Below are 21,018 nucleotides of genomic sequence, written 5' to 3' on the forward strand. Positions count from 1 at the left end.
AACATATCTGTATGAAAACACCGCTTCTATGTACCGTATTTATGGGAATATTTCTTTCCTTTGGCCTGTCTTGCTCTACCACTAAGAAGACCGCCAATACAACAACGCCATCACCACCAGATTACACCTATCTCGCTTTGGGAGACAGTTATACCATAGGAGAAAGTGTCTGTTCCAATTGCAACTTTCCGAAGCAATTAAAAGATTCTTTAAACACCGCTACACAGCAAAACGGAACCGTAAAAATTATCGCAAAAACAGGCTGGACCACTACCGATTTACTAGCTGCAATTGCTATCGAAAAACCTAAAAATAATTATGATCTGGTTACTTTATTAATTGGAGTAAATAATCAATTTCAAAAAAAACCATTCGAGGTGTATCAAAAAGAGTTTCCAGAACTACTGGATCTTGCGATTCAATTTGCGCAAAATGACCCAACTCGTGTGGTCGTAGTTTCAATTCCCGATTATGCTTTTACACCCTATAGAAAACGAGTTTCTAACCCAGACTTAATTTCTAAGGAGTTAAAAAAATATGATGCGTTTGCACATAAAATCGCTTCAGAAAAAGGAGTTATCTTTCAAAATATCACAGACATTACACGACGAGGAATAGAAGACACAGAGCTCGTTGCAAATGATGGTTTACACCCTTCAGAAAAAGCGTATACGTTATTTGTTAACCGTCTCTTTCCCTTAGCTCAGCAAATTCTGAAATAGAATAATTAACTTTTTTACCAACTAAAATTATAGGCAATATCTCTAGCTTTCTGGAGCAAGCTCAACTTTTAGCCCTTCCATTTCTGGTTGCATATGAAGTTGACATCCTAATCTGCTAGTATCCTTAACATAAAATGCCTCCGCTAGCATTAGATCTTCATCGTAGCTCATTTCAGGTAATTCATGCTCGGTAAGCACATAACACTGGCAAGAAGCACACATCGCCATACCGCCACAAACACCAATGGTTCCTTCGGGTGCCAATTCATACGAACGAACCACCTCCATAAGGTTCATGTTCATATCGGTAGGAGCTTTCACTTCATGAGCAACTCCCTCTCGATCTATGATTGTTATAGTAATATCTGACATGATATGTATTTTTAAGGGTGTACCCCTACAATTTTCGCTAGTCGCGATATCGTAGGGTCGGGCTTTCGCTACTCGCTTCTTTTTACGCAATGCTACAAAAGAGAGCTTAAACACACCGCTCTATCCCTCACACAAAAATAGCAATTCCTATAAGAAAGTGAATCCAATTATTGAATGAAAAGAATTAATCTCCTTTTAATTCGTAACGAGAAAAATCGGGTTCTTTCATCTTTACAAAAGAAAGTTTTTTATCCTTCTCCAATATGAGTTCATTTTTAGAGACTTTAACGATCTTAAAAATTCCTTCCCCTTGAATATCTAAAATATTCTCGGTGACACGGTAGCGACCTTGTTGACCAAAGTCATAAAAATAAAACGTAACGTATCGCTTATCGATCTTTAAAAATTTATCTGTGCTGGTGGTCGAAGTAACGTTTTTTCTGGAAGAGTTCAACGCAATTTCTGGAACATGTTTTACTTCTCTAGAGGCAGTAAAATGGTCATCTTCTACGAGTTTCCAGGTTCCAATTAACTGTGTGGTTTCTACGTTTTGCGCAATGGTTTGAGCCGCTATGCTAAATATAGCAATGAGGATTAGGTACCCGGGGAGTGGTCGCATACTAAGTGAGGTTTGTTAATTGTTTGTTGTAATGTTATAAAATTACTTATTTTATTGCTTTTACAACTGCTTTTGGCGCTTCTTTTTTGGATCCGTCGAAACCTTCTACTCCACCCACTGTCGTGTATTTCATTACATATCTTTTTTCTGGAAAAATACGCTGGTAAGCACTTTGACACATAAGTGTGGCTTCATGAAAGCCACACAAAATTAATTTTAATTTTCCGGGGTAGGTATTTACATCTCCAATGGCATAAATTCCTGGAATATTGGTTTGATAATCTAAGGTGTTATCCACCTTTATTGCATTCTTTTCAATTTCTAATCCCCAATCGGCAATGGGACCTAACTTAGGTGCTAGTCCGAAGAGCGGTATAAAATGGTCGCATGCTTTATTTGAAACTTCGGCACCTCGTTTAATTGAAACTCCTTCAACCTTACTTTCTCCAACAATATCGACTACTTCACCAGGAGTAATCATTTCGATTTTACCTAGGTTTTTTAATTCTTGTACTTTGTCTACGCTATCTAACGCTCCCCGAAATTCGTTTCGACGGTGCACTAAGGTTACACTCGAAGCGATGTCGGTTAGGAAGATACTCCAATCTAATGCCGAATCTCCTCCACCAGCAATAACAACATCTTTACCCCGATAAACTTCTGGGTCTCGAATAATATATTCTACCCCGTGATCTTCAAAGTTTTTAATATTTGCAATGGGTGGCTTTCGTGGTTCAAAACTCCCTAAACCTCCGGCAATTGCCACAACAGGCGCATGGTGTTTTGTGCCTTTATTTGTTGTAACAATAAAGCTACCATCTTCTTGTTTTTCGATGGTTTGAGCACGTTCTCCCAAGGTAAATCCAGGTTGGAACGGCTCGATTTGTTTCATTAAATTATTCACTAGATCTCCAGCAAGGATTTCTGGGAATGCGGGGATATCGTAAATAGGTTTTTTTGGATAAATCTCTGAACACTGTCCGCCTGGTTGCGGCAAAGCATCGATAAGATGGCATTTTAATTTTAATAAACCTGCTTCAAAAACGGCGAATAATCCGGTGGGTCCGGCACCTATAATGAGTATGTCTGTTTTAATCATGTACTTAATTCAAAATATTAATGTTTCCGGGCGAGGGACTGCAACGGTTACCCCACAGTCTCTGGAGCATCGCGGAAGAGACGAGGAGTAAAAGTGGAAGGCCCGACCTTCTTTTGCTGCCCTAAGCAGCATAAGAGGGTCGACCTCAAAATAATTTAGGCCACTACATTGATCACTTCTTCGATTTGAGGTGCGTGTTTTTTGATGGTCATTTCAACACCACTCTTAAGGGTCATCTGGTTTACAGAACAACCTACGCAAGCGCCTTGTAGTTGTACTTTTACAATTTTACCATCGTCTATAGAGAGCAAGGAGATATCGCCTCCGTCACTTTGTAAGAACGGTCGAATTTCCTCGAGCGCTGCTTCTACCTTTGTTGTTAATTCTTGAGTTGTCATATTATTTTTTCACGGCACTGCAGCCGGCCATTGTTGTAATTTGTATTGCTTCGGTTGGAGGAAGATTATTGTTTCTTCGTACGGTTTCTTCAACTACATTTCTCGTGAGCTCCTCGTAAGCCTTTTCTATTGGAGTAGCGGTTTGTAACGCTGCTGGACGACCAGCATCTCCTGCTTCACGAATGCTCTGCACCAATGGAATTTCTCCTAGAAACGGTATAGAAAGGTCTTCGGCAAGGTTTCTTGCTCCTTCTTTTCCGAAGATGTAATATTTATTTTCGGGAAGCTCGTCGGGAGTAAAATATGCCATGTTCTCTACCATTCCTAATACGGGCACATCGATACTCTCTTGTTGAAACATAGCAACACCTTTGCGTGCGTCTGCCAAAGCTACATTTTGCGGTGTACTAACTACTACTGCGCCAGTGATAGGTAGTGATTGCATAATGCTTAAATGAATATCTCCTGTCCCTGGGGGAAGGTCTAATAGCATAAAATCTAATTCTCCCCATGCAGCATCGAAAATAAGTTGATTAAGTGCTTTAGCTGCCATAGGACCACGCCATATTACAGCTTGATCGGGTTTCGTAAAAAACCCTATGGACAATACTTTTACACCGTGATTTTCAATAGGCTTCATTTTACTTTTCCCATCGACAGTTACTGATAACGGACGCTCCATAGCTACATCGAACATGATAGGGATGGATGGTCCATAAATATCTGCATCTAAAATTCCTACCTTAAAGCCCATTTTTGCAAGTGTTACAGCAATATTTGCTGTTACCGTAGATTTACCAACTCCTCCTTTACCGGAAGCTATAGCAACGATATTTTTTATTCCTGGAATGGGTTTTCCTTTTATAAGGTTTGGATTCTCTGGTTTTGCAGGAGCTTCTACTTTGATATTTACTTTTACCTGCGCATCTTTATGTACTTTTTCGGTAATGGCTTGGATAATGTCTGCCTCTGCTCTCTTCTTAATGTGCAATGCCGGCGTTGAAAGTTTAAGATCAACGATAACTTCATCGGCAAATGTCATTACATTTTGTACGGCACCACTTTCTACCATATTAGTTCCTTCTCCTGCCACTGTAATGGTTTCTAGGGCTTTCAAAATGTCTTGTTTGTTCAATTTCATAAAAAATTCCTTCGCTATATTTAGATTCATTCTAAAAAGCAAAGATAGGAGTTCTACGGCTAAATATGAAAGAGATAAATTGAAATGATTTATAGCACGATAGTGCTTTCAATTTTAATCTTTTTGTAAGGCAATGGTAGGGTCCCAGTAGATTGTTTCCATGTCTTGAATTTGATTATCTATCACTCTCACCCCTTCACTTTCGAGTAACTGTTGCATAAGATTGGTCCCTTTGAAATGATGCTTCCCCGTTAAAAGTCCTTTTCTATTTACAACTCGATGTGCTGGAATATCGGGATCTTTTCCACTCTTATTCATTGCCCACCCTACCATACGTGCACTACCTGCAGCGCCAAGGTATCGAGCAATTGCACCATAGCTGGTTACTTTTCCGTAGGGTATTAGCTTAGCGACCTCATGAACTTTTTTGAAAAAGTTTTCTTCTGCCATCTTAAATCTCTTTCATAATTTTTAGCAGTGTGATAATAGAAATTATAGCAGTAATACCACCAATAATGTAATTCATATTAATCTCCATTTTTTTACGGGTCTCTTTGGGTCTAAAAAACCAAACATAAAGTGCTAACATTACAAAGGTTCCAATCCCAGATGCAATTGTACACATCCAAATACCTAGTTGTGAAAACTCAAACCAACCAAAACCAGCAAAAGTGATGCTTATATATACCCAATAGGGAAGTGGAAGTAAATTTAAAAAAGCTAAAAACATTCCAGAAAAAACTCTTCCTGTTTTTGAGTGCTGCACATCTTCGGGCATGCTTCTTCGGGTGTCTTTTGCAATGAAGAAAAAATAGATGGTAATACAGATAAAAATTCCTAATGCTACTTTTTGAAGCATTGAAACATATTCGGGGTGTCTCCCTAAGAACCGAGCAAAGACCAACGCTACAAATGTCTGTACCATGACCGTTATACAAACGCCAACAGAAAACATTAGTCCTTTTTTTCGACCTTCTTTCATGCTGATTTTTGCGGCCGACATATTTAGTAGCCCAGGTGGAATAACCCCTACCAATGCTGCTAAAAATCCTACCGCGAAATTAAGAAGTAACGCCATGCAGTGTATTTATCGAATCAATATACTAAAATTAGGCGGACTTAAATTTAAATCGGATGTAAGTTATACGTTTGTTTTCCTCCAAATACTGCTTTTCGTAGAAGGTTTGAATTCCAGTAACCTCTTTTGGTGAATATTCGGTGTTATACACGTCATGATGCGCATAATCGATGATCGCGTCTGAGGCATGTAAAACTCCTAAAGTATATCCGTGCATAAATTCGCTATCGGTCTTTAAGTGCATCCACCCATCTGTTTTTAATATTTTTTTATATTTAGATAGAAAATCAAGGTTTGTTAATCGGTGCTTGGTTCGCTTATATTTTATTTGAGGATCTGGAAACGTAATCCATATTTCATCTACCTCGTTTTCGTCAAAAATATGGTCGATAAGTTCAATTTGTGTGCGAAGAAATCCAACATTTTTTAATCCGTCTTCCAAAGCAGTTTTAGCGCCTCTCCAAAAACGAGCTCCTTTAATGTCTACACCGAGAAAATTTTTTTCGGGATGTATTTGAGCTAAGTTCACAGAATATTCACCCTTACCACATCCCAATTCTAATACTAACGGATTACTATTTTTAAAGAACTTTTTTTTCCAATTACCTTTTAAATCTTTAGAATTAGCGAGTACCTCTTCTCTTGTTGGTTGCACCACATTTTCGAAGGTTTCGTTTTCTCTGAAGCGTTTTAATTTATTTTTACTTCCCACCGTATGACATTTACATAATTATTTGGTAAAATTACGGAAATACTTATCCCCTGCAATTATACCTACCTTTGTTTTATGGCAACTAGCAAAACTATTCTGGTCGCACCGCTACATTGGGGTTTGGGTCATGCTACACGATGTGTGCCTATAATTCGCGCTTTATTAGAAAGCGGGCATAAAGTTTTAATAGCTTCAGACGGAGCTGCGTTATTATTACTTCGGAAAGAGTTTCCGAAACTGCTCTATGTGGAATTACCATCCTACAATATTACCTACCCAAAAAATGGTCGCTACTTTAAATGGAAATTATTTCTGAAGCTTCCAAAATTACATCAAACCATTTCTGAAGAACACAAGATTATTAAAAAGCTAGTTTCCGAAAATAAGATTAACGGAATTATTAGTGACAATCGGTTAGGAGTGTATAGTAAGGATGTTCCTTCCGTTTTTATTACACATCAATTAAAAGTATTGAGCGGCAACACCTCTTTATTAAGCAGCAAATTACATCAAAACTACATTAAGAAATTTAATATTTGCTGGGTTCCAGATATAGATAGTGATCAAAATTTAAGTGGTACTATGAGTCGTCTCGATAATGCTCCTTTCCCTATTCGCTATATGGGAATTCTAAGCAGGATGAAACGCAGAACGCTTCCGAAGAAATATGACATACTAATACTTTTATCGGGACCTGAACCTCAACGTACACTCTTGGAAAAGACCTTATTAAATATCTTTAAAAATTCTTCTAAACATATTTTATGTGTCCGGGGAGTTATAGAAGAAAAAAAAGATCGCCAATGTCATGGAACTATTGAGGTTGTAAACTTTATGACTGGCAATGAGCTGGAAACGGTAATTAATGAAAGTGATCTAATTATTTCACGCTCGGGATACACCACGGTTATGGACTTAGCTGCAATGGGTAAAAAAGCTTTATTTATACCTACGCCTGGGCAGTATGAACAAGAATATTTGGCAGATCGGCTTGAAAAGTTAAAAATTGCTCCTTATTGTGAGCAAAACGAATTTTTGATCGATTCTCTAAACCTTCTTGAAAACTATTCTGGATTTCATGGTTTCGAACAAGCCGTAGACCTTAAAAAATTATTCGTCCTTTTCGAGGGTAAATGAGAATTCAGAACCAATTCCTAATTCACTCTCAACATAAATTTTTTCTCGGTGTGCTTCTATAATGTGTTTTACAATAGAGAGTCCGAGCCCACTTCCTCCTTCTTTACGTGAACCACTTTTATCGACGCGATAAAATCTTTCAAATAATCGCGGAATGTTCTCTTTGGCAATTCCTTCCCCATTATCGGTAACGCGAACGATAACTTTATTTTTTATAAGCCCTTCGATACTTACCTCGGTGGTCCCTCCTTTTTTCCCGTATTTTATAGAATTTACCACGAGATTACTTAATACTTGTTGAATGCGTTCCCTGTCTGCAATAACAAAAATACTTTCATCATACTCTTTGTCAAAAGTAAGTGTGATACCCTTTTTTGCGGCTTTCATTTCGATTAGATCGAATACATTCTGTACCAACTCTACGATATTAAAATCTTCTTTATTTAAGTTAAGATCTCCAACCTCTAATTTCGTAATCATATCGAGGTCTTTAATAATATAAATAAGACGCTCTACTCCCTTATTGGCACGTTGGAGGTATTTTTTTCGAACACTTTTATCCTTCATTGCGCCTTCAAGCAAAGTTAAGATGTATCCTTGTACTGTAAATAATGGTGTTTTTAATTCGTGAGAAATGTTTCCTATAAATTCCTTCCGATAGTTTTCACGAACTTTAAGAGTTTCTATTTCGAGTTTTTTGTTTTCGGCAAAACGCTCTACTTCTTTAGTAAGACTTGCCATGTCTGTGGTAATTTGTTGTTTACTAAAAGTAGAAGCATCTAATAAACTTACATCATCGTAGATTTTCTTAACCCTTCGATAAATAAATTTTTCGACGCGGTATTGTATCGTGAAAAAAGAGAATACATAACATGCAATAGCAAAAACTAAAATGAACCAATAATGCTCTTCCCCGTATAAGTAAAAAAAAACACCCATTGCGAGTGTTAAAAACAGCGTAATATATGTAGAAGTGTATACGGCAAATTTGTATGTTTTTTTAAACCCTTTCGCCATTAAACTACAAATTTATATCCTACTCCTTTTACAGTTTTAAATCGTTCGTCACCGATTTTTTCACGTAATTTTCTAATATGTACATCGATAGTTCTTCCTCCTACAACAACTTCGTTTCCCCAAACTCGGTCCAGAATATCTTCGCGTTTAAAGACTTTTCCAGGTTTAGAAGCTAGCAATGCAAGTAACTCAAATTCTTTTCTTGGAAGTACCATTTCCTCTTTCCCAACCGCAATTTTATATTCTTCACGATTAATGGTAAGGTTTCCTAGCTTGATGTTTGCGTTTTCTTCAGCGTCACTCTTAAACCTTCGTAATAAGGCTTTAACTTTACTAATAAGTACTTTGGGTTTAATTGGTTTGGTAATATAATCGTCTGCACCTGCATCGAATCCTGCCACTTGCGAATAATCTTCGCCACGTGCCGTTAAAAAAGTTATAACGGTTTCTGAAAGATCGGGAATCGCTCTTATTTTTTCACAAGCTTCAATACCATCCATTTCGGGCATCATAACGTCTAATATGATGAGTTGTGGTTTGTGCTTTTTTGCTTTCGAAATAGCCTCTATACCATTTTCGGCAGTAATTACTTGATAGCCTTCCGAAGAGAGATTGTATCCTACAATTTCTAGAATATCTGGCTCATCGTCTACTAGTAGTATTTTAATTTCCTTTTTCTTCATTATAATCTGAAAATGTTATCGAGTAAATATAGACAATATTCTATTTTCAACGATTTATAAAGGTATAATTAACCATACCGTAACATAGGCACATCGATGGTAAATTGCTTTTAATTTCCACGCTACCTTCATCAAATATACTTCAAATTACTAGTATATTCATTTAAGAACCCATGACTTTATAAAATTATTTCGAAACTTTATCTCTTCTGAAACCTGCTTAAATATGTATTTTTGAAATGTAACTGAAACACATGAATACGGTATTAGAAAAGAAAATTTTTAGTCTTACTTCTTCTGAAGGATTTGAAGCATTAGCATTTGAAGTGTTTAACTTTCAATATACACATGTTGCTCCTTATCGCAAGTTCTGTGATCTTCTTAACATAGATGTCGCTTCGGTAAAAAAATTAGAAGACATTCCATTTATACCGGTACAGTTATTTAAATCGAATGTATTTCTTGCAGCTGGATGTGCTTCAGAAGTTATATTTACAAGTAGTGGCACAACCGGAAGCACCCCCAGTTCTCATTACGTGGCATCTCTGGAGGTGTACCGTGAAAGTTTTCAGAAAACGTTTTTAAAATATTATGGTAATTCCGAAGAACTAGTCATTCTTGCGTTGCTACCTTCGTACTTAGAACGATCGGGATCTTCATTGGTATATATGGCCGACGTTCTTATTAGAGACACTAAAAATTCTCACAGCGGTTTTTACCTCAACGATCTTGATGCACTTGTTGAAAAGCTCGACCTTTTAGAAAGACAGCAAAGTAGAACACTTTTATTAGGTGTATCGTATGCGTTATTAGATCTTATCGAAAAGAAGCACTTTAAGTTACAGCATACTACGGTTATGGAAACGGGCGGCATGAAGGGGAAGCGAAAAGAAATGATAAAAGAAGAGTTGCATACCATCTTAAAAGAGGGATTCGGCGTTTCTGAAATTCACAGCGAATACGGCATGACCGAACTACTTTCACAAGGGTACTCACAAGGTCACGGCATATTCACCACACCTCCTTGGATGCGACTTTTAACACGCGATCCCGAGGATGCACTTACCTATGTACACGGAAAAACCGGCGGAATTAATGTAATCGATCTGGCAAATCTATATTCCTGTTCATTTATCGCTACCCAAGATCTTGGAAAAATACACGAGAATGGCTCTTTCGAGATTTTAGGACGATTTGACGACAGTGATATTAGAGGATGTAATTTAATGGTCCTCTAATCTTTAAAGATTTAAATAAGAGTTTTTCTATTGGGCAAATTTCACCCCAAACTACAGGTTATTAAGTATTTAATTAAAATAAAGTACTTTAGCTATAACAAATCTAACTCATATGAAATCCCTACTCACTTTATGTTTTATCGCATTTACGACAACTATTTTATCACAAGACCTTTCTCAAGGTTATATAGCAAACGACCTAGATCCTCATCCACAACAAGCTATAGGCATCCCTAATTACTTAGAAGCTGTAACAGATCCCTCTTTTCCTAGCACGCAGATACGCCGTATCTCAGATTTTGAAGGAACCGAAAGGCGGGTTCCTATGTACAGCACGATTCAAGCATGGAATGCAGACGAATCACTCATGATCCTCTATGGCAACGGAGAACATTATCTCCATAATGGAACAGATTACACCTTAATTCGCCCTCTAACAGATATAGTTCCAGATGACATCGAAACGATCTTTTGGCATTTTGAAGACCCTAACATTTTATTCTATTTAGAAAGCGGAACCAAAGATTTTATTCAATATAATGTAAACAATCAAGCTAAAACCATTCTTACAAATCTTATAACAATTTCTGGTTGCGAAACCTCAGTATCTATAGGTAACGATGTACAAATGATGTCATGGGATTCAGACATCTTTAGTTTTCGATGTGGAAATGAAGCAGCATACTATTATCGAATATCAACACAAACACTCACATCTTTTGTTATCGATGATATCGCTTTTACAGCACCAATGCCTTTCCCAAGTGGAAATTTATTTTACCATCAAGGGATCGTCTATAATTCTAACGGACAGCCAGTAAACACTTTAAACATTAACAATACTGGAGAACATTCATGCCTCGGACGACTATCTAATGGTGATGATGCTCTTTTTGCAATTGCTTTTGAAGAAGGCCCAGAAGGTGGTTGCCAAGGGACCATCGTGGCATATAATGCAGTCACTGGAGCGTGCTTTTCTATTACACCTACCCAAGACTATGGCTATCCGCAATCTGGCACACACATATCTTCACTGGCTCATAAAAATAATGAAGGGGGATGGATCGCTGCATCTATGATTGGGTACGATAGAGACGGACAAGATTTGTTAGATCAAGAGATTTTAATTGCAAAAGTAAACGGCGGCAATGCAGATGTGTATCGCGTAGGCCATCATCGATCTGACGAGGACGAATATGACTATTTTGGTGAACCTCATGTCACTATAAGCCCAACTGGAACGCGGTTACTATTTGGTTCTGACTGGAGTGGTGAAGATGACGGAGTTTCATTGAATGCCTATGTCGCTGAACTTGCTGCCTACCAAATCGACTTGTCAATACATGAAGCTGAAATTATAGATACGGTCAAGATATACCCCAATCCTACTAACGATTTTTTAAACATTACTGCAAATATCCTATTAAGCACCTACACAATACACTCAATTTCAGGAAAGATTATAAAGCAAGGCTCTATTAACACACAACAAAAAATCAATGTTTCTAAACTTGCTCAAGGAGTCTACTTTATTACAATTGTTACTGAAAAAAGTATTCGTGCCAAAAAGTTTGTTAAAATTTAAAGGAGCTGTAAGTACCTTTATAAAAAACCGACTTAATTATTGTTATGAAAAAGAAATTCTTTTCATAGTTGGTTGGTTAGTTAATTAAGAGATTCCCCGTCACCCCTCGGTTTCGGGGAATTTTTTGTTTCCAAAAATTTATATTGCTTTAATAATAAAGTAATTCTTTTTCCCTCTTTGCAATAAAACAAATCGTCCGTTAATAAGGTCGTTCGAAGTAATTGAATATCCCTCTGAAACTTTTTCCCGATTTACAGAAATGGAATTTTCTTTCAAGGCCCGTCGTGCTTCACCATTCGACTTTAAAAACCCTGTTTTCTCAGCAAGGGCACCAATAATATCTAGTCCGTTTTCAATTTCTTTTTCTGAAACTTCAGCTTGTGGTACACCTTCAAAAATATCTAAGAACGTTTTTTCATTTAACGCCTTTAGATCTTCCGAAGAAGACTTTCCGAAGAGAATTTCTGAAGCTTTTACTGCATTTTCATATTCTTCTTCACTATGTACGGTCGTAGTAACTTCCTGTGCAAGTCGTTTTTGAAGCAGTCGCATATGAGGAGCTTCTTTGTGCGCAGTCGCCAAATTTTCAATGGTATCTTTATCTAAAAAAGTAAATATTTTAATGTATTTCTCGGCATCTTCATCACTGGTATTGAGCCAGTACTGGTAGAATTTATACGGAGAGGTACGATTTGCATCTAGCCACACGTTTCCTCCCTCACTTTTCCCAAATTTACTTCCGTCACTCTTTGTAATTAACGGACACGTTAAGGCATATCCTTTACCTCCAGCAATGCGGCGTACTAATTCGGTTCCGGTGGTAATATTCCCCCACTGGTCGCTTCCGCCCATCTGCAAGGTCACGTCTTTTTCTTTGTATAAATGCAGAAAATCGTAGCCCTGTACCATTTGGTAGGTGAACTCTGTAAACGACATACCATCGGCACCATCTCCAGTAAGCCTACTTTTCACCGAATCTTTCGCCATCATATAATTTACTGTAATGTGTTTTCCAACATCCCGAATAAAGTCGAGAAAAGAAAATTCTTTCATCCAATCGTAATTATTTACCAGTTCGGCTTGGTTGGCAGCACCCGATGAGAAATCTAAAAATTGTGATAATTGTCCGCGCACGCATTCTTGATTGTGACGCAGCGTTTTTTCATCAAGTAAATTTCGCTCGCTGGATTTTCCAGAAGGATCCCCGATCATTCCTGTAGCACCACCTACTAAAGCAATTGGTTTATGGCCACAGCGCTGATAAAATGACAAGATCATAATAGGGACTAAATTTCCAATATGAAGAGAATCTGCCGTAGGATCGAAACCAATGTATGCCGTTCGCATTTGCTCCATTAAGTGTGTTTCGGTCTCGGGCATGACATCGTGGACCATTCCTCTCCATTGTAGTTCTTCAACGAAATTCTTTAGTTGCATTTTTCTAATTTTCAGCAAAGATAGTGGGATGCAGTTGAACATAAAAGTCTTATTTTTGGATTTATGGTTTTAGTAACAGGAGGTACAGGATTGGTTGGTTCGCATTTGTTGTATTTTTTACTGAAAGAGCATCAAAATGTGCGTGCTACTCACCGAAGCACAAGTGATATCAATGCGGTCAAGAAAATATTTTCGTACTACGGAAAGGAATCTAACGCACTCTTCGAACGAATTAACTGGGTAGAAGCAGACATTATCGACATCCCTGCACTAACGGAAGCTTTTAAAGGGATTACTCACGTGTATCACGCTGCTGCCTACATTAGCTTCGATCCAAAACATTACCATAAATTAAAAAAAGCAAATGTTGAAGGGACTGCAAATGTGGTGAATCTTTGTCTTTCTAATTCGATCGAGAAGCTTTGTTATGTGAGCTCGGTAGCGACCTTGGGAAGCACCCTAGACAATACTTTAATCACCGAAGAAACCCATTGGAATCCTGCTGGAGAAAATAGTGTTTATGCCATCACAAAATACGATGCTGAGATGGAAGTATGGCGCGGCATGCAAGAAGGATTGAATGCTGTAATTGTAAACCCGGGGATTATTTTTGGAGAAGGATTCTGGAACAGTGGCAGCGGAGTAATCTTAAAAATGATTGCCAAAGAACTTCCCTTTTACACTAGCGGAGGAATGGGATTTGTGGATGTTCGCGATGTTGTTTCTGTACTCATTCAACTTATGAACAGCACTATTGCCGAAGAACGATTTATCCTTGTTGGTGAAAATTTACATTATAAAGAGCTTCTTTCAGAAATAGCTACCCTTCAAAATAAAAAAATTCCAAAAAAGAGAATAGCACAATGGAAACTCATGCTTTTTTGTAATTTGGATTGGGCTTGGTCGGCGTTATTTGGAGGAAAGCGTAAGTTATTAAAAGCCACCGTACGTTCTATGTATACCGTTTCTTTTTACGATGCTACGAAGGTAAAAGAAACGCTAGCTTTTTCATTTACGCCATATCAACAGACATTGCAACGGGTTAATAAAGCATTTCTAGAAAAATAATACTATTGTGAAATTTCAGGTTCGATGAGCTGCGTACTTCGGCGCATGCTATCAACTAATTTTTGTCGTTCATCTACGGCATCTTCATCATCAATTATGGTATCGTACGTTTTTCCCGCAATACTATCTTGTTTACGTTCTTCTCTACGTTGCTCTTTTATTAATTCATCAATACTGTCTGCATTATTTTGCATGACCAACAGTCGTTCCTTAACCTCCTCTAACATATCATTGTATTCATTAAGGTCTGCTGTATAAAAAGAATGGCTTTTCGCAAATTGAACGCTATCTATTTGAAACATCGTATAAATAAGACTGTCTAACTGCACGCCTTTATTTCGAATAAGTCGAAGATCATAGCTTCGTGCTGCACTTATAAGATATGCCTCTGTTAACACATCGACCATTTTAGGTTTCGCAATAAGATCATCTGGCTTTTGGGGTCTCTTAACATCTTGACACCCTGAAAACATTACAATAATAACTAAAGCGATAAGCGTTCTCATGATCGGTTAAATTGGAGGCGTTCAGGTTTTGGCTTATTAGGGAACTTTAAATTTTCATAAACGAGTACTCCATTTACGATGGTATGCGTTACTCTAGATTTAAAGGTAGTCCCTTCGAAAGGAGACCATCCACATTTGTAAAGAATATTCTCTTTATTCACCGTCCATGGTGCATTAGGATCCACAAGCACTAAATCTGCTTTATATCCTTTTCGAATGTATCCACGATCTTTAATTTGAAAAAGGATCGCCGGATTATGCGCTATTTTTTCTACAAGTTTTTCTACAGTAATTTTTCCTCGTAAATGCATTTCGAACAAGGCTACTAAGGCATGTTGCACTAAAGGGCCTCCTGAAGGGGCTTTTGTATACACATTGGTTTTTTCTTCGAGAGTATGCGGCGCGTGGTCTGTAGCAATTACATCAATGCGATCGTCTAATAAAGCTTTCCACAATCCGTCTCTATCCTGTTCGGTTTTTACTGCAGGGTTCCATTTAATCTTGGTACCTTTAATTGCATAATCTGCTTCAGAAAACCATAAGTGATGTACACATACTTCTGCGGTAATTTTCTTTTCAGAAAGTGGAATTTTATTACTAAATAGATGTGTTTCTTTTTCAGTAGAAAGATGAAAAACATGCAATCGTGCTCCTGTCTTTTTTGCTAGCTCGATGGCTCTTGACGAAGATAAATAACATGCTTCCTCGCTTCGAATCTTTGGATGCATTTCGACTGGAATATCTTCTCCATATTCGGCCAGATATGTTTCCATATTTGCTTTTATAGTTGCTTCATCTTCGCAATGTGCAGAGATTAACAACTTGGTAGAACTAAAGATTTTTTCCAAAACCGTTGCATCGTCCACAAGCATGTTTCCAGTAGAAGAACCTAAAAACAGTTTAAGTCCAGCTACTTTATTCTCGTCTACTTTTAAAATTTCTTCTAAATTATCGTTGGTTCCTCCAAACATAAAGGAGTAGTTCACCCAAGAATCTTCTTTTGCAGTGGCAAATTTTTCTTCTAAAAGTGTAATTGTCGTTGCTTGTGGCACCGTATTGGGCATTTCAATAAAAGAAGTAATTCCTCCTGCGGCTGCGGCTTTCGATTCTGTCGCAATGTTGGCTTTATGAGTTAATCCTGGTTCTCTAAAATGAACCTGATCATCGATCATTCCTGGAATTAAATACTGTCCGTCGGCATCGATAATTTTCGTGTCTGAAGATTTTGCACTTATAGACGTATCGATTTGAGTGATTCGATCCCCTTCAATAAGAACATCACCTTGCATGGTGCGTCCTTCATTAACAATTGTTGCATTTTTTATAAGAATGGTACTCATTAGATCTCGTATCTGGTAAATAGACTTTTAAATTTCATTTTAATCACTCCGAAGATTGCTTCAGAAATAATTCCCGTATGCATTTTAGATTCTCCTTTGGTTCGATCGGTAAATATTACAGGAACTTCTTTAATTTTAAATTTATTAAGATGGGTTTTAAATTTCATTTCGATCTGAAACGCATATCCCACAAATTGTATTTTACTAAGGTCAATTTTTTCTAACACAATTCTTCGATAACAAATAAATCCCGCAGTGGTATCATGAATATCCATTCCTGTAATTAAACGAACATATTTAGAAGCTCCCCATGACATAAGAACTCTACTCATAGGCCAATTTACTACATTCACACCTTTTACATAGCGAGAGCCTATTGCCATATCGTATCCATCACGATTACACGCATTATACAACCGAATAAGATCGTTTGGGTTGTGAGAATAATCTGCATCCATTTCGAAAATAAATCCATATTCTCGCTCTAACGCCCATTGAAATCCTGCAATGTATGCCGTCCCTAGACCCATCTTTCCTTTTCTTGAAAGCAAGTGTAGTTTCCCAGAATACGCTTCCATGAGCGATGCGACTTCGGCAGCAGTTCCATCTGGCGAATTGTCATCTACAACTAGAATATCAAAATCACGTTGTAGGGCAAAAATATTTCTCACCAAACGCGTAATGTTCTCAATTTCATTGTATGTAGGTATTACGACTAACCCCTTGGACATTCCCCTGCGTTTTAGGGCAAATGTACCTTTTTTACTCATATATTTCTTGTGAAAAAAAGCATTTTAGAAAGGTTTTAACAAAAGATTTTTTTCAGCCGCTAATGCCAAGTACTACCAAAGAAGTTAGTTTTAGTTGGGGTATTTTTGCTGTACCTTTGTACAGAAATTAATAAATCTTCCACAAGTTAGATAGCTTTTAAGTAGATATATACAAATAATTTAATGGTGCAGTATTTAGAACGTTCTGTAATTTCAACCGATTGGATCACATTAGTAATAATGGGATGCATTTTATTACTTGCCTTTACTAAATATGCGTATCCTAAACGATTTCAAGAATTTATTCAACTACCAATTACTAATAAATATTTTCTAATTCACGGAAAGAACGACCGAATAGAACATCCATTTAATTTGCTTTTATTTGTATTTCAAGTACTGTCTTTTTCACTTCTTATTTATCTTTTAATTAAAACTTACGATTCTACAATCGCACTTAAAAACAAGTGGTTGTATGTTCAGATTGTGACAGTTTATTCTGTTTTTATTGGAGTAAAATTTTCAATAGAAAAGATTGTGGGATCTATCTTTTCTATCGACTCTCTTGTAAACCAATATTTGTATCAAAAACTAAGTTATAGAAACTTATTAGCCATTTTAGTGCTTATAATAAATTCAATTTTCCTGTATACACTAGCTCCTTCATTACATTTATTACTAGGTTTTGTCGGTATACTCATAGTGTTTAACGGTATTGCGCTGTTTTACAGCTACAAAACAAATGGAAATTTAATTTTCAGCCATTTCTTTTATTTTATTTTGTATCTTTGCGCACTTGAAATTTCACCCTATATTATAGTGTATAAAACGATTACGTAGGGCTTTACATTTTAAAAAATTGCATCTTTATGAAAGTGAAAACTATTTTGGTATCGCAACCAGAACCCAAAGTTGAAAATTCTCCTTATTTCGATCTTATAGAACGGCAAAAGGTAAAAATAGACTTCGTTCCTTTTATTCATGTTGAAGGAGTTTCAGGAAAAGAGGTGCGAGCACAAAAAGTGGACTTAAAAGATTATACCGCAATTATCCTTACTAGTAGAAACTCTGTAGATCATTTCTTTAGAATTGCTGAAGAATTACGATTTAAAGTTCCAGATAGTATGAAGTATTTTTGCCAGAGTGAAGCGGTAGCATATTACCTTCAAAAATATGTTGTGTATCGTAAGCGAAAGATTTATGTTGGTAAAAGAACATTTACAGAACTTTCTCCACTTATTAAAAAATACAAGAACGAAAACTTTTTACTTCCTTCTTCAGACAAATTAAAGCCAGAAGTTCCTACCGTACTTGACGATCTTAAAGTAAAATGGACACAGTCTATATTTTACAAAACCGTTGTAAGTGATCTTAGTGATCTACGAAATGTGTATTACGATATTTTAGTATTTTTTAGTCCTAGTGGGATTGTTTCACTTCTTGAAAATTTCCCAGATTTTAAGCAAAACGACACTCGTATTGCAGTTTTTGGTAACACCACCGTAAAAGCCGCTACAGAAAATGGCCTACGAGTAGACATTCAAGCACCTACTCCCGAAACACCTTCTATGACTATGGCGCTAGAAAAGTATATTAAAGAGGTAAATAAAAAATAGACATTAATATTATAAAAAAACTAAAAGCGCGATTCTTAGGAGTCGCGTTTTTAATTTAAAATAGTAATGAACTTGTATAGACCTTTTAAGTAGGGCGTTACTATTTTCACTGCGTTACAACAGCCGGGCTTTCCGCTATATCTTTTATGGCTGCACACAGCCAAAAAAGGATGCCGCTTCAATCCCTAACGCATGTTTTTCTCTTAATCCACATTCGAGCTGTAAATTTAAAACACTCTAAAGAACCCCTAAAAGAAAAAAGGCTCACCGATATTTCGGCAAGCCTTTTACAATACATTATTCTTATGCGTTAAGCTTCAGTAGGAGCTCCCGCAAGAATTTCTTCGTTAGCATATTCACGGAATTTTGCAAAATTATCTTTAAATGAAGCCGCTAATTCTCTCGCCTGAATATCGTACGCTTTTTTGTTCTTCCAAGTAGTTTTCGGATTCAAAATTTCAGAAGGAACATTTGTACATTCTTGAGGAACATCGAGTCCAAAAATTGGATGCTTTTCGTAAGCAACCCCATTAAGGTCACCTTGTAAAGCAGCAGTAATCATTGCTCTGGTGTACTTCAGTTTCATTCTGTTTCCTACGCCATAAGGCCCACCAGTCCACCCAGTATTTACCAACCAAACATTCACTCCTGCTTTTTGCATTTTATCACTTAGCATTTCTGCATAAGCAGTTGGGTGCAAAGGCATAAAAGGTGCTCCAAAACATGCAGAGAAGCTTGGAGTTGGTTCATTAATACCTTCCTCGGTACCTGCAACCTTAGCAGTATATCCACTAATAAAATGATAAGCAGCCTGTCCCGGAGTTAATTTCGAGATAGGAGGCAATACGCCAAAGGCATCGGCAGTTAGAAAAAATATGTTTTTCGGATTCTTACCAATTGAAGGTTGTTGAATATTATCTATATGATAGATTGGGTAACTTACTCGTGTGTTTTGAGTGATCGAGGTGTCTTCATAATCTACAACCCCATTTTCATTCATGATTACATTTTCGAGAATTGCTCCCGGTTTAATAGCATGATAAATATCGGGTTCATTTTCTTCAGAAAGATTGATCACTTTCGCATAACATCCACCTTCAAAGTTAAAGATGGTATTTTCTGCCGTCCAACCATGTTCATCATCACCTATTAGCTTTCGCTTAGGATCAGCAGATAAAGTTGTTTTTCCTGTGCCAGATAAACCGAAGAAAATAGCCGTTTCTCCATTCTCACCTACATTAGCAGAACAGTGCATTGGCATCGTATTTTTATCTACAGGAAGAATAAAATTTAACGCAGAGAAAATTCCCTTTTTAATTTCACCTGTATATCCGGTTCCCCCAATTAGAGCGATCTTTTTAGTAAAATTAAGAATTGCAAAATTGTGTTGGCGCGTTCCATCTACTTCAGGATCTGCCATAAATCCTGGCGCATTAACAATGAGCCATTCGGGATCGAAAGTAGTTAATTCTTCCTCTGTTGGACGTAAGAACATGTTATGTGCAAACATATTCGACCAAGGATATTCATTTATAACACGAATATTGAGTTTATAATCTTCATCTGCACAAGCATAACTATCACGAACAAAAAGCTCTTTTTCTGAAAGATACGCAGTCACTTTGTCATAAAGTGCATCGAACATATCTGTCGGAAATGGAATATTTATATTTCCCCACCAAACCTTATCACGGGTAACATCATCTTTTACAATAAAACGATCTTTAGGAGAGCGACCGGTAAATTCTCCGGTATTAACAGCGATAGCACCGCTGTTCGCTTCAGTTCCCTGACCTTTTTCTAATGTCTGATTGTGTAATTCTTGAGAGGAAAGTTGATAATTGACTTTTGCATTATTAATTCCGTATTTTTCTAACGAAATCGTTTTCGCAGTTTGGTTTTTATCGACCATTACTTTGTTTAATTGTTGTGGAGTACAAAAATAATAAATATGTAAGAGATAGAGTGTGTTAAAAAAAGGAATTATGTCATCTTTAACGAAAACATCCCATAAGCCAGTCGTAACCACCCTATAATAAAAAACAATCCGCCCAATGGTGTTACAAATGCGATTACAGTAGGATCAAAAGGAAGAATAGTCTTTAATGCTAGTAAATAAATAGAACCGGAAAAGCATATCATCCCTAAAACAAAAAATAAAAAAACAGTTTTACGAAGTCGCTTTGGTATTGCAGTTGCAAATCCTAATACGAGCAGCGCCAACACATGGTACATTTGATAGCGCACTCCAGTCTCGAAACTAAGCAAGGCATTACCATCTACTAGATTTTTTAATCCATGAGCTCCAAAAGCACCAATAGCAATCGTAACAGCAGCTAAAACACTCGCTGTTACAACTATTTTTTTATCATAATTCTTCATAGGTTCCGAGGGTAATTTAGTACTTTCGTTTCGTATTTTCTTTGGGTTTACTTAACCAAATTATACCATAATCAAGTTTACATTTACGACTTCAAAAG

General features: G+C 37.0%; 23 protein-coding genes. 7 read left to right on the forward strand and 16 right to left on the reverse strand.

Annotated features, from left to right (window positions below):
- The first annotated feature begins 11 nt into the window (after positions 1-11).
- On the forward strand, positions 12-722 hold the full coding sequence (locus ULVI_RS04235; protein ID WP_068590079.1) for an SGNH/GDSL hydrolase family protein: 711 nt from the start codon (positions 12-14) through the stop codon (positions 720-722).
- Positions 723-764: 42 nt separating this feature from the next.
- Here the strand turns inward: ULVI_RS04235 and ULVI_RS04240 are convergent, their stop codons facing one another.
- The 8 genes from ULVI_RS04240 to trmB form a co-directional block, all read right to left on the reverse strand.
- Positions 765-1,094, reverse strand: coding sequence for a 2Fe-2S iron-sulfur cluster-binding family protein (locus ULVI_RS04240; RefSeq protein ID WP_068590081.1), 330 nt, complete (start codon positions 1,092-1,094; stop codon positions 765-767).
- 184 nt (positions 1,095-1,278) lie between these two features.
- On the reverse strand, positions 1,279-1,713 hold the full coding sequence (locus tag ULVI_RS04245; RefSeq protein WP_068590083.1) for a hypothetical protein: 435 nt from the start codon (positions 1,711-1,713) through the stop codon (positions 1,279-1,281).
- A 46-nt stretch (positions 1,714-1,759) separates the two neighbouring features.
- Positions 1,760-2,812, reverse strand: a complete 1,053-nt coding sequence (locus tag ULVI_RS04250; RefSeq protein WP_068590085.1) for an NAD(P)/FAD-dependent oxidoreductase — start codon at positions 2,810-2,812, stop codon at positions 1,760-1,762.
- A gap of 155 nt (positions 2,813-2,967) precedes the next feature.
- The gene (locus ULVI_RS04255) at positions 2,968-3,210 is read right to left on the reverse strand and encodes a NifU family protein (protein ID WP_068590087.1); all 243 of its coding nucleotides are present in this window, start codon (positions 3,208-3,210) and stop codon (positions 2,968-2,970) included.
- Between the two features lies 1 nt (position 3,211).
- Complete coding sequence (locus ULVI_RS04260; RefSeq protein ID WP_068591376.1) at positions 3,212-4,351, reverse strand: Mrp/NBP35 family ATP-binding protein; 1,140 nt, start codon at positions 4,349-4,351, stop codon at positions 3,212-3,214.
- A 114-nt stretch (positions 4,352-4,465) separates the two neighbouring features.
- Positions 4,466-4,801 (reverse strand): MGMT family protein, encoded by a 336-nt coding sequence (locus ULVI_RS04265; protein ID WP_068590089.1) that lies wholly within the window; start codon positions 4,799-4,801, stop codon positions 4,466-4,468.
- Position 4,802: 1 nt separating this feature from the next.
- A complete protein-coding gene (locus ULVI_RS04270) occupies positions 4,803-5,429 on the reverse strand; it encodes a lysine transporter LysE (protein WP_068590090.1) in 627 nt (208 codons plus the stop codon).
- Positions 5,430-5,460: 31 nt separating this feature from the next.
- On the reverse strand, positions 5,461-6,141 hold the full coding sequence (trmB, locus tag ULVI_RS04275; RefSeq protein ID WP_068590092.1) for a tRNA (guanosine(46)-N7)-methyltransferase TrmB: 681 nt from the start codon (positions 6,139-6,141) through the stop codon (positions 5,461-5,463).
- A gap of 75 nt (positions 6,142-6,216) precedes the next feature.
- Here trmB and ULVI_RS04280 point away from each other — a divergent pair, with 75 nt between their 5' ends.
- Positions 6,217-7,278, forward strand: a complete 1,062-nt coding sequence (locus tag ULVI_RS04280; protein ID WP_068590094.1) for a glycosyltransferase — start codon at positions 6,217-6,219, stop codon at positions 7,276-7,278.
- Here ULVI_RS04280 and ULVI_RS04285 read toward each other — a convergent pair.
- Positions 7,252-8,295 (reverse strand): sensor histidine kinase, encoded by a 1,044-nt coding sequence (locus tag ULVI_RS04285; protein WP_068590096.1) that lies wholly within the window; start codon positions 8,293-8,295, stop codon positions 7,252-7,254. The genes ULVI_RS04280 and ULVI_RS04285 overlap by 27 nt on opposite strands.
- Positions 8,295-8,978 (reverse strand): response regulator transcription factor, encoded by a 684-nt coding sequence (locus ULVI_RS04290; RefSeq protein WP_068590097.1) that lies wholly within the window; start codon positions 8,976-8,978, stop codon positions 8,295-8,297. Before ULVI_RS04290 ends, ULVI_RS04285 begins: the two co-directional genes overlap by 1 nt.
- 254 nt (positions 8,979-9,232) lie before the next feature.
- Here ULVI_RS04290 and ULVI_RS04295 point away from each other — a divergent pair, with 254 nt between their 5' ends.
- Together ULVI_RS04295 and ULVI_RS04300 are read left to right on the forward strand one after the other, a co-directional pair.
- The gene (locus ULVI_RS04295; protein WP_068590099.1) at positions 9,233-10,216 is read left to right on the forward strand and encodes a LuxE/PaaK family acyltransferase; all 984 of its coding nucleotides are present in this window, start codon (positions 9,233-9,235) and stop codon (positions 10,214-10,216) included.
- Positions 10,217-10,328: 112 nt separating this feature from the next.
- Positions 10,329-11,801 carry a T9SS type A sorting domain-containing protein gene (locus ULVI_RS04300; protein ID WP_068590100.1) on the forward strand — a complete coding sequence of 491 codons (1,473 nt, stop codon included), beginning with the start codon at positions 10,329-10,331 and terminating at the stop codon, positions 11,799-11,801.
- A 138-nt stretch (positions 11,802-11,939) separates the two neighbouring features.
- On the opposite strand, the gene tyrS is transcribed toward ULVI_RS04300, so the two are convergent.
- Entirely contained in the window at positions 11,940-13,238 is a 1,299-nt protein-coding gene (tyrS, locus tag ULVI_RS04305) for a tyrosine--tRNA ligase (RefSeq protein ID WP_068590102.1), read from the reverse strand.
- A gap of 63 nt (positions 13,239-13,301) precedes the next feature.
- Between tyrS and ULVI_RS04310 the strand changes: the two genes are divergently transcribed.
- Positions 13,302-14,306: an NAD-dependent epimerase/dehydratase family protein gene (locus tag ULVI_RS04310; protein ID WP_068590104.1), complete on the forward strand. Its 1,005-nt coding sequence runs from the start codon at positions 13,302-13,304 to the stop codon at positions 14,304-14,306.
- Between the two features lie 2 nt (positions 14,307-14,308).
- Here the strand turns inward: ULVI_RS04310 and ULVI_RS04315 are convergent, their stop codons facing one another.
- Genes ULVI_RS04315 through ULVI_RS04325 form a run of 3 tightly spaced genes read right to left on the reverse strand, consistent with a single transcriptional unit; the run spans position 14,309 to position 16,883 of the window.
- Entirely contained in the window at positions 14,309-14,812 is a 504-nt protein-coding gene (locus ULVI_RS04315) for a DUF4296 domain-containing protein (RefSeq protein WP_068590106.1), read from the reverse strand.
- The gene (locus ULVI_RS04320) at positions 14,809-16,152 is read right to left on the reverse strand and encodes a dihydroorotase (RefSeq protein WP_068590109.1); all 1,344 of its coding nucleotides are present in this window, start codon (positions 16,150-16,152) and stop codon (positions 14,809-14,811) included. Before ULVI_RS04320 ends, ULVI_RS04315 begins: the two co-directional genes overlap by 4 nt.
- A complete protein-coding gene (locus tag ULVI_RS04325) occupies positions 16,152-16,883 on the reverse strand; it encodes a polyprenol monophosphomannose synthase (protein WP_068591378.1) in 732 nt (243 codons plus the stop codon). The genes ULVI_RS04320 and ULVI_RS04325 overlap by 1 nt, the downstream gene beginning before the upstream one ends.
- A gap of 222 nt (positions 16,884-17,105) precedes the next feature.
- Here ULVI_RS04325 and ULVI_RS04330 point away from each other — a divergent pair, with 222 nt between their 5' ends.
- Together ULVI_RS04330 and ULVI_RS04335 are read left to right on the forward strand one after the other, a co-directional pair.
- Positions 17,106-17,762 carry a DUF4271 domain-containing protein gene (locus ULVI_RS04330; protein WP_068590110.1) on the forward strand — a complete coding sequence of 219 codons (657 nt, stop codon included), beginning with the start codon at positions 17,106-17,108 and terminating at the stop codon, positions 17,760-17,762.
- Positions 17,763-17,791: 29 nt separating this feature from the next.
- Positions 17,792-18,538: a uroporphyrinogen-III synthase gene (locus ULVI_RS04335; RefSeq protein WP_068590112.1), complete on the forward strand. Its 747-nt coding sequence runs from the start codon at positions 17,792-17,794 to the stop codon at positions 18,536-18,538.
- A 310-nt stretch (positions 18,539-18,848) separates the two neighbouring features.
- Here the strand turns inward: ULVI_RS04335 and pckA are convergent, their stop codons facing one another.
- Positions 18,849-20,450: a phosphoenolpyruvate carboxykinase (ATP) gene (gene pckA, locus ULVI_RS04340; RefSeq protein ID WP_068590114.1), complete on the reverse strand. Its 1,602-nt coding sequence runs from the start codon at positions 20,448-20,450 to the stop codon at positions 18,849-18,851.
- A gap of 71 nt (positions 20,451-20,521) precedes the next feature.
- Positions 20,522-20,920 carry a DUF423 domain-containing protein gene (locus ULVI_RS04345; RefSeq protein ID WP_068590115.1) on the reverse strand — a complete coding sequence of 133 codons (399 nt, stop codon included), beginning with the start codon at positions 20,918-20,920 and terminating at the stop codon, positions 20,522-20,524.
- Positions 20,921-21,018: the final 98 nt, after the last annotated feature.

It is taken from the genome of Cochleicola gelatinilyticus, from assembly GCF_001637325.1.
Taxonomy (GTDB): Bacteria; Bacteroidota; Bacteroidia; order Flavobacteriales; family Flavobacteriaceae; genus Cochleicola; species Cochleicola gelatinilyticus.